This is a genomic window from Candidatus Accumulibacter propinquus, from assembly GCF_056856495.1.
In genome coordinates this window covers 366,463-375,415 of record NZ_JBSEHC010000004.1, presented here as the reverse complement: position 1 = coordinate 375,415, position 8,953 = coordinate 366,463, and the positions used below count along the sequence as shown (strand labels likewise).

9 protein-coding genes are annotated in these 8,953 nt (G+C 62.2%); 4 read left to right on the top strand and 5 right to left on the bottom strand.

All coding sequences use genetic code 11. The features are described from left to right. Positions 1-268, top strand: a 268-nt coding sequence (locus AC15MQ_RS17675) for a hypothetical protein (protein ID WP_483080826.1), incomplete at its 5' end; no start/stop codon positions are given. Between the two features lie 94 nt (positions 269-362). Here the strand turns inward: AC15MQ_RS17675 and AC15MQ_RS17670 are convergent. The 3 genes from AC15MQ_RS17670 to AC15MQ_RS17660 are packed head-to-tail and all read right to left on the bottom strand — an operon-like array spanning position 363 to position 2,921. Beyond that, complete coding sequence (locus tag AC15MQ_RS17670; protein ID WP_287654454.1) at positions 363-1,103, bottom strand: arginyltransferase; 741 nt, start codon at positions 1,101-1,103, stop codon at positions 363-365. A gap of 4 nt (positions 1,104-1,107) precedes the next feature. Beyond that, positions 1,108-1,815, bottom strand: coding sequence for a leucyl/phenylalanyl-tRNA--protein transferase (aat, locus tag AC15MQ_RS17665; protein WP_287654455.1), 708 nt, complete (start codon positions 1,813-1,815; stop codon positions 1,108-1,110). Then, a complete protein-coding gene (locus AC15MQ_RS17660) occupies positions 1,812-2,921 on the bottom strand; it encodes an ABC transporter ATP-binding protein (protein WP_287654457.1) in 1,110 nt (369 codons plus the stop codon). The genes aat and AC15MQ_RS17660 overlap by 4 nt, the downstream gene beginning before the upstream one ends. Positions 2,922-3,036: 115 nt before the next feature. Here AC15MQ_RS17660 and AC15MQ_RS17655 point away from each other — a divergent pair, with 115 nt between their 5' ends. Further along, positions 3,037-4,671 carry an ABC transporter permease gene (locus AC15MQ_RS17655; RefSeq protein WP_287654458.1) on the top strand — a complete coding sequence of 545 codons (1,635 nt, stop codon included), beginning with the start codon at positions 3,037-3,039 and terminating at the stop codon, positions 4,669-4,671. Between the two features lie 48 nt (positions 4,672-4,719). Here AC15MQ_RS17655 and AC15MQ_RS17650 read toward each other — a convergent pair whose 3' ends face one another. Both AC15MQ_RS17650 and AC15MQ_RS17645 read right to left on the bottom strand, forming a co-directional pair. Next, entirely contained in the window at positions 4,720-5,739 is a 1,020-nt protein-coding gene (locus AC15MQ_RS17650; RefSeq protein WP_287654459.1) for a Fe(3+) ABC transporter substrate-binding protein, read from the bottom strand. 150 nt (positions 5,740-5,889) lie between these two features. Then, on the bottom strand, positions 5,890-6,396 hold the full coding sequence (locus AC15MQ_RS17645; RefSeq protein WP_287654460.1) for a C40 family peptidase: 507 nt from the start codon (positions 6,394-6,396) through the stop codon (positions 5,890-5,892). A gap of 349 nt (positions 6,397-6,745) precedes the next feature. Here AC15MQ_RS17645 and AC15MQ_RS17640 point away from each other — a divergent pair, with 349 nt between their 5' ends. After that, the gene (locus tag AC15MQ_RS17640; protein WP_483080825.1) at positions 6,746-7,741 is read left to right on the top strand and encodes an oxidoreductase; all 996 of its coding nucleotides are present in this window, start codon (positions 6,746-6,748) and stop codon (positions 7,739-7,741) included. Between the two features lie 34 nt (positions 7,742-7,775). Next, positions 7,776-8,918 (top strand): GGDEF domain-containing response regulator, encoded by a 1,143-nt coding sequence (locus AC15MQ_RS17635; RefSeq protein WP_287669919.1) that lies wholly within the window; start codon positions 7,776-7,778, stop codon positions 8,916-8,918. Positions 8,919-8,953 lie beyond the last annotated feature (35 nt).

Sequence of the window (8,953 nt, the reverse complement as noted above, 5' to 3'; positions counted from 1 at the left end):
CGACAACGGGGTCATCGTCTTCGCCGCGGCCACCGGACGCCAGTACGCGCAGGAATCGCCCGACTGGGGCAATGGCGCGTTCACCAAGGCCATCCTCGAAGGGCTGCGCGGCCAGGCGGACTACAACAAGTCCGGCCGCATCACCCACAAAATGCTCGACCTCTACGTCTCGGAACGGGTCAAGGGCCTCACCGAGGGCGCGCAGTCGCCAGTCACCATCGTGCCCAGTGGCGTGCCCGACTTCCCGCTCGTTCTCGGCAAGCGCTAAGCCGGTGCCCCCCTGCCGGAAACCAGGCAGAGGGAAGCCCTGGAGGGTCGGGCCAAAGGCATTGCTGCAACCTCCGATCGCATGTCGGGTCGCGCTACGCGATGCGCATGCGCAAATCGCCCCATTGCCCGTCGAAAAGCCCTTCGATGGGCTTGAAGTTGGCCTTGTAGGCCATCTTCCGACTGTCTCGAATCCAGTACCCCAGATACAGGTATGGCAGCCGGTTGGCAACACACTGGGCAATCTGCCAGACGATGTTGTAGGTGCCGAAACTGGCCGGCTGCAGCTGCGGATCGTAGAAGGTGTAAACCGAGGACAACCCGTCGCTCAGGACATCGAGGATGCTGACCATGCGCAACACACCGTCGTCGGTGAACTCGATCAGGCGAGTGTCCACCCGGCTCTGCAGCAGGAAATGCGTGTATTGTTCGTGGCTGTCCTGGTCCATGCCGCCGCCGGCGTGCCTTGCCGCCTGGTAGCGCAGGTAAAGCTGGTAATGATCATCGAGGAAGCTGAGTGGCCGCTCGCGCGCCTGCAGGCTGGCATGCAGCCTGATGCTGCGCCGCTGGCTGCGAGTTGGCTGAAACAGGTCGACCGGCAGCCGCACCGGAACGCAAGCCTGGCAGTCGTCGCATCTCGGCCGGTAGGTGAAGACTCCGCTGCGGCGAAAACCGCTGCGCACGAGTTCACCATAGACCTCGGCATTGATCAGATGGCTCGGCGTGGCAACCTGTGAGCGCGCGCGTTCGCCCGGCAGATAGCTGCAGGTGTAGGGTGCCGTGGAATAGAACTGCAACAGCGAAAAGGGCAGTTCCGAGTCGTTGAGTCGCGACATCGGCCTAAGTCCAGGGTTGGCTGGCGCCGTCGGTCGGCCATCGGCCTGGTTGCCAGGCGGCGACCACCAGCGCGCGCAGGCGAGCCAGAAATACAGCGCGTGGAATTTCCCGCGCACCGAGCGAGGCAAGATGCGGAGTATTCATCTGGCAATCTATCATGCCGAAACCCTCGTCTTCAAGGAAACGCGCAAGATGCGCAGCGGCGACCTTTGAAGCCTCCGAAACCTGCGAGAACATGGACTCCCCGTAGAACATGCGACCGATCGCCAGGCCGTACAAGCCACCCACCAGCTTGCCTCCAAACCAGGTTTCCACCGAGTGTGCAATGCCCAGCTGGAAAAGCGTCCAGTAGGCGTGCTGCATGTCGGGCGTGATCCAGGTGCCGGACTGACCGGCGCGCGGCGTCTCGGCGCACCCGCGGATCACTGCCGGAAAGTCGCTGTCGAGTTTCACCTCGAAACGGCCGGCACGCAAGCTGCGGCGCAGTGAACGCGAGATCCGGAACTCCTGCGGTAGAAGGACCATGCGTGGATCCGGACTCCACCAGAGAATCGGCTCGCCCGGCGAGTACCAGGGGAAGATGCCGCGTTGGTAGGCGTCGAGGAGGCGCGGTGCCGACAGGTCACCACCGGCACAAAGCAGGCCATTGGGCTCGTGCAGTGCCTGCTCCAGCGGCGGAAAGGGCGCGGCGTGTTCGAGCCAGGGAATCATCGATGGAACTGTATCGATTGGGTGCTCGCCTGGAAGCCTCGGGCCGGGGTCTTGAAGGCGACGACGTGGTCCACATCGAGGCGAATGCCGATTCTTTCGCCGATGGCGTGATTGTGATGTGACGGCACCAGCGACAACACCTCGACGCCGCTGCCCAGGCGCAAGGTGTAAAGAATCTCCGCGCCGCGAAAAGCCTTGTGCCGGACTTCCGCGCGCATATCGCTCTGGTCGTCGTGGACGATATCATCCGGGCGCAACAACACTTCGACGCCGCAACCCTGGCCACAGGCCTCGCATCCCTGGCTGCATTCGAGTGGCAGGCGCGACTGCAGCACACCCATCTCGACTTCGACACTGCAATCGTCGATCACCATGCCGGGCAGAAAAACCCCCTGACCGACGAAGTCGGCGACAAAACGGTTCGCCGGCTGGTGGTACAGGCGGTACGGGCTGTCCCACTGCTGGATGATGCCGTCGGCCATGACGCCGATTTCGTCGGCCATGGCAAAAGCCTCGTGCTGATCATGGGTAACCAGTACGGCGGTAATGTTCTGACGCTGCAGGATCTCCCGCACTTCCAGCGACAGGCGCTCGCGCAGGTCGACGTCGAGATTCGAAAACGGTTCGTCAAGCAGGATCAGTTGTGGGCGTGGTGCCAACGCACGCGCCAGCGCGACGCGCTGCTGCTGACCACCGGAGAGTTCGTGCGGGTATTTGTTGTCCAGGCCCCCCAGCCCCACCACGGCCAGCAATTCACTGACCCGACCCAGACGCTGCTCACGGACAAGCCCTGCCAGGCCAAAGCCGACGTTGGCTGCCACCGTCAAGTGCGGGAACAGGGCGTAATCCTGAAAAACCATGCCAATCTGCCTCTGTTCGGGAGGCACGCGATGCTCAGGGCTGCTGACCGTGCGGCCCTGCACACGGATCTCGCCGGCGGCAATACCTTCGAAACCGGCAATGCAGCGCAGCAGCGTCGTCTTGCCGCAACCCGACGGCCCGAGCAGACAGGCTATACCACCGGTCTCGACGCGAAAACTGACGCCGTCGACGACAGTATGCGATCCATAACGCTGGACGATTCCTTCCAGTTCGAGGTGTGCCATCAGATACCGGCCATTCGGTGCTGCGGGTGGAAAGGGACTGGTGTTCGTCGCAGCGGCGAGGAGCCGGACGGAAAACCAGACTTGTCAATTATAATTCTCATTTATCCGACAAACCATGATCAGCCTGCGTCTCAATCCCCTGCTCGCCATTGCCGCTGTCCTGGCGGCCCTGGTCGGGCTGCCGGTGGCCAGCGTGCTGGCCAATATCTTCAGCGGCGGTACCGGAGCGACCTGGTCGCATCTGGTCACCACAGTATTGCCGGAGTATGTGGCCAATACGCTGATGCTGTGCCTTGTCGTCGGTCTGGGCGTCGCCATCGTCGGCGTGGCCACAGCCTGGCTGACCACCATGCATGACTTTCCGGGGCGACGGGTTTTCGAGTGGGCACTGGTCCTGCCGATGGCCATGCCGGCGTATGTGATGGCCTACGTGTACACCGACTTTCTGCAGTTTGTCGGCCCGCTCCAGAGCTTTCTCCGGGAGAGCTTCGGCTGGAGCAAGGCCGACTACTGGTTTCCGGAGGTTCGCAGTCTCGGTGGTGCCATCGTCATGTTCATCTTCGTCCTCTATCCCTACGTTTATCTGCTGACCCGCACAGCCTTCATCGAACGTGCCAGCGGCATGCTCGAGGCTTCGCGCACGCTTGGTCTCGGGCCATGGTCGAGCTTCTTTCGGGTCTCGTTGCCGCTGGCCAGGCCGGCACTGGCCGCCGGTGCGACACTGGCCCTGATGGAAACCCTCGCCGACTACGGCACAGTCTCCTATTTCGGCGTGCAGACCTTCACGACGGGCATCTATCGTGCCTGGTTTTCGCTCGGCGATCGTATTGCTGCCGCGCAGCTGGCGGCGGCGCTTCTGGCTTTCGTCATTCTGCTGCTGGTGATCGAACACCACTCGCGCGGCCGCGCCCGCTTCCACAACACGAGTGGCCGCCATCGCCATAGCAGTCATCGTTTGCCAGGTTGGCGCGCCTGGCTGGCCACGGGAACGTGCGCGCTACCGCTGGGTATCGGCTTCCTGCTGCCGGCGTACCTTCTGTTGCGTCTGGCGCTGCAGAGCGACGGCGATTCGCAGTTCAGCGTGCATTTCTTGGCTCTGGCACGCAACAGCTTCCTGCTTGCTGGTCTGACGGCGATCATGGCCGTGGCCCTGGCCCTGTTGCTGGCGTATGGTGCGCGTCTGTCACGCGGGCTGCTGGCGCCGGCACTCAATCGCCTGGTCGGACTCGGCTACGCCGTTCCCGGGTCGGTGATCGCCGTCGGCGTGCTGATTCCCGTGACGCGCCTCGACCAGTGGCTGGCCGGGCAATGGCAGTACTGGTTTGGGGAAAACCCGGGCCTGCTGCTCACCGGAGGCGTCGCCGCGCTGGTCTACGCCTATCTGGTGCGCTTCCTGGCGGTCGCCTTGCAATCGGTAGGCAGCAGCCTGGCCAGAATTACCGCCAACATGGACGATGCGGCGCGCAGTCTCGGTCTCGGACAGGCGGCTACATTGCGGCGGGTGCACCTGCCGATCCTGCGTGGCAGCCTGTTCACCGCCTGTTTGCTGGTGTTTGTCGACGTCATGAAGGAGTTGCCGGCAACTCTGGTGATGCGCCCTTTCGATTTCGACACGCTGGCCACGCAGGCCTACACACTCGCTTCCGATGAACGTCTGGCTGAAGCCGCCAGCGTCTCTCTGGCAATTGTTGCGGTGGGTCTGCTGCCCCTGATCGTGCTCTCACGGCAGATCTCGCGCCGTCGTCGGTGAGGTTCGCCAGGCGCCCGGCAAGGCGGGCGGCGACCCGATGATCCGGCGTCAACGATAGCCGGCACGGTCGAAAATGATCTGCGCTTTGGCACGATACATCGCCAGCGATCCCACCGGCAGGGTATCCGCCTTGAACTTGCCAAGCGCTTCAAGCGCCGGATTGACCACCTTGACCCCGGCCACCACCGGCCATTCGTTGTTGCCGTCGGCAAAATAGCGCTGCGCCTCGTCGCTCGCGAGATATTCCAGGAACTTCACCGCCGCATCCTTGTGCGGCGCCGTCTTCAGGACGCCACCGCCGGAGACGTTGATATGCGTACCGCTGCCTTGCTGGTCAGGCCAGACGACAACGATCTTCTCCATCGTCTTGTGGTCCTCGGGCTTGTCCGAGCGCATCAGGCGCGCCAGGTAATAGGTATTGGCGAGCGCCACCGCACACTCGCCGGCAGCCACCGCCCGGATCTGATCGGTATCGCCGCCCTTCGGCGGACGAGCGAAATTGGCCGCCACGCCGCGCGCCCAGTCTTCCGCCTTGGTTTCGCCCTGATGGGCAATGATCGAAGCCAGCAGCGACAGGTTATAGGGATGGGAACCCGAGCGCGAGCAGACCTTGCCTTTCAGCCGGGGATCGGCCAGGTCGCTGTAGGTGCGCAACTCCCCGGGTTTGACTGCACCTTTGGCATAGATGATGACGCGCGCGCGTAGCGAGAAGGAGAACCAGTCGCTGGTGCGCAGGTGTGCAGGGATGCGCGCCTCAAGCAGCGACGACCTGACCGGTGCGAGAAGCCCCAATTCGTGCGCCGCCGCGAGGCGAGCCGCGTCGACTGTCAGCAGAACGTCTGCCGGGCTGTTGGCTGCCTCATTCCGGATGCGCTCGAGCAACTCGTCTTCCTTGCCCTCGATACGCTTGATGGCGATCCCGGTCTGCCGGGTGAAGCCACTGTACAAGGCTTCATCCGTCTGGTAGTGGCGAGCCGAGTAGAGATTCAGCACCCTTTCCTGAGCCTGCGCGCCGGTCAACGTGACGGTAGCGAGCACCAGGGCGAAGAGCGAAGGGGAAGAATTCATGGCCATGCCTCCAGTCATCCGAATGAAAATTGCTGTCGCAGGCCAGCATGATAACCGATACCGTGGATATTATAAATGCGAATCGTTCGTGATAAAACACAAAAAAAGACGACGCGACGCGTCGTCTTCGGGCTCATTGCAGCCTGCAGGTCAGCGTGACAACAACCGGCGAGCACCGTTGTAGCGCTGAATCCAGTAGCTTTGGCGCATGTCTTCGACGCGGACTTCGGCGCCGGTACGCGGCGCGTGCATGAAGCGGTTGTCGCCGAGATAGATACCGACATGCGAAAAAGCGTGGCGCATGGTGTTGAAGAAAACGAGGTCGCCTGCCTTCAGTTCGTGACGGTCGATCACCGCCCCGACCTCGCTCTGCTCCCTGGCACTGCGCGGCAGCAATATCCCCATGGCCTCCTTGAAGACGAGCTGGACGAAGCCGCTGCAGTCAAGACCGGTATCCGGGTTGGTGCCACCGAAGCGATAGTTGATGCCGATCAGTTCGAAGCCCTTGAGGATCAGATCCTGTGCGCTGCTGGTGTAGCGCTCCAGTAACGACGGCTCATCAAGCGACTGCTGCTCGCTGGCATGGGACAGACCGACCCCGGAAAAGGCAAACAGGGCGGCGCTAAAAAGTGCGGTAAGAGTGTGTTTTCTGAGCATAGGGGCGAAATTTATGTGAAAAATGTCACGCTGTAAACCCCCCATTGAGCAGCCTATGCCGCATAAAGTGCTTCAAGAGATGCGCGCAAGGCCATAACTTATAGACGAAATCGACGCATAATTGCTGGCTGCAGGTTTGTTGCACTGCACATGGGATTGGACGATGGAACACGGTATAGTCTGGCGCCGCAGTGGCTTTCGACTCCAAAAGGAGATTCGGCAGCACGCGGGCCACATTCGCCGAGGCTCAAAAGTGCCGGGGATTGTGTTTATAATCGATGGCCGTTCATGACGCGATGGCTTCTTCCCGTCGTCAATGCGCCAATCCTGTCCATCGCATGGAGTATGCATGAGTCCTTTCAAAGCGTTTCTGATCGAGAAAAGGGAAGGTGGGGCAAGCGGCAGCCTGGTCACCATGAGTGAGTCGGAACTCGATCCCGGCGAAGTGACCATCCGGGTTGCCTACTCCAGCGTGAACTACAAGGATGCCCTGGCAGCAACCGGCGCCGGACGCATCATCCGCCGCTACCCCTGTGTCGGCGGCATCGACCTGTCGGGAATTGTCGAAAGCAGTACCGACCCGCGCTTTCGAAGCGGTGATGCCGTGCTGGCCACGAGCTTCGACATCGGCGTCGCCCACCACGGAGGCTACGCCGAGTACGCCAGAGTCCCCGCTCAATGGGTCGTCCCGCTGCCTGCCGGACTGTCGTTGCATGCTGCCATGGCCCTGGGTACAGCCGGATTTACAGCGGCGCTCGGCATCGTGCGCATGGAAGAGAATGGCCTCACGCCGAGCAAGGGCCCGATCATTGTCACTGGCGCGACCGGCGGAGTCGGCAGTCTGGCGATCGACATGCTGGCCGGGCGGGGCTATCAGGTCACCGCCTTCACCGCCAAGGAAACCCAGTCCGATTACCTGCAGGGACTCGGCGCGACAGCGGTCATGCTCCGCTCAGCCGTCGACCCAGCTCGCATACGGCCGCTAGACAAGGCCCTGTGGGCGGGCGCCGTGGACAACCTCGGTGGCGAGGTGCTGGCCTGGATCGTCAGCACCATGCAGCAGGGCGGCACGATCGCCAGCATTGGCCTGGCCCTCGACGCGACACTCAACACCACGGTGATGCCCTTCATCCTGCGCGGAGCCTGCTTGCTCGGGATTGATTCGGGTTACATCGGCGAACCGTACCGCAGCGGTGTTTGGCAGCGCCTGGCAGGCGACCTGCGACCGAGACACTTGCAGGCGATGGTGCGCACCATCGGTTTCGACGAACTTCCCGGGGCCTTCGACGACTACATTCAGGGTCGTGCACACGGCCGCGTGGTCGTCGAAATCGCCGGCGCGTAAGACGCACCCGGCTTGACAGGAATCGCGAGATTCGATGGAGAATCCCAACCAGCGGCCTCGCATACTGATTGTCGATGCCTCACGGATGGCGCGAGCGACGCTGATCAGTCAGATTCGTGAGCAGTACAACTTTCGCGAGGAGGTCAATGGTGAGTCGGGTTGGCAGGCTCTGGTGATCGACCATTCCATCCAGTTGGTGATCTGCGCGCTGTCGATGCCGATGCTGGATGGGGACGGTCTGCTGGCGAGAGTCCGCTCTTCCCGGTTGACCCGCCTTCGTCAGATGCCGGTACTGATGATCGCCGGCGACAACGAAGAAGCCAATGAGCGCGCCCGGGTACTGGGTGCCTCCGACTTCATCAGCAGGGGCATCGGAGCCACCGAACTGCTCGCCCGTATTGCCTCGCTGCTGCAGTTGGCACAGGCGCAGAACGAGCTGCGCGAGAGCCCGGAACGTGACGCTCAACACCCGGTCACCGGATTACCGACTCGCCGACACATCGAAGTGCAGGCGGCACAGGCCCTGTCGCAGGCCGTCCGGCACGATGGCCCGCTGAGCATCCTGATCATCGGCTTCGACCGCTTTGGCGCACTGCGTGAACAACACGGCGACGAGGTGGCCAAGGAGTTGCTTAAACGCCTGGCCAGCATGCTGGTACAAAAAGTACGCAAGGAAGACAGCCTGGGCCACTATTCCGGAAGCGACCTGGCTGTGGTTTCGCCAGGCACACCCTTTCCTGCCTGCGAGTCCTTTGCGAATCGCTTGCGGGAAGCGTTTGCGGTGGCGAACATTGCGGTACATGGGAAGCGTCTCAATCTGTCGGTCAGTATTGGCGTCGCCAATACCCCGGTCGACCGGCCGGGGTCGGCAGCATCCTTGCTGAGTCTTGCCGGTGAGCGTCTGGTCGCCGCACGACAGGCCGGCGGCAACCGTGTCGTGGCTTGTGGCGACAAACCGTTGAACAAGCTCCCGGTCCCCAGGCTTGGCCATGCTCTCGAACTGATCAGCACCGGCCATGCAAGTGCGGTAATCCCGCACCTCATCGATCTTGGCAAGGAGATACTCCCCTTTCTGGACCTCCTGGAAGGGGAGTTGAAGTTGGGTCTGCCGCTGGCAGACATTAGAAAACGGATGCTTGACCGGGAGCAGGAGATACAAGACACCCGGCAGGCGTAGTTTCCACTAGTGCAGGTGGGTTCACATTTTTGAAG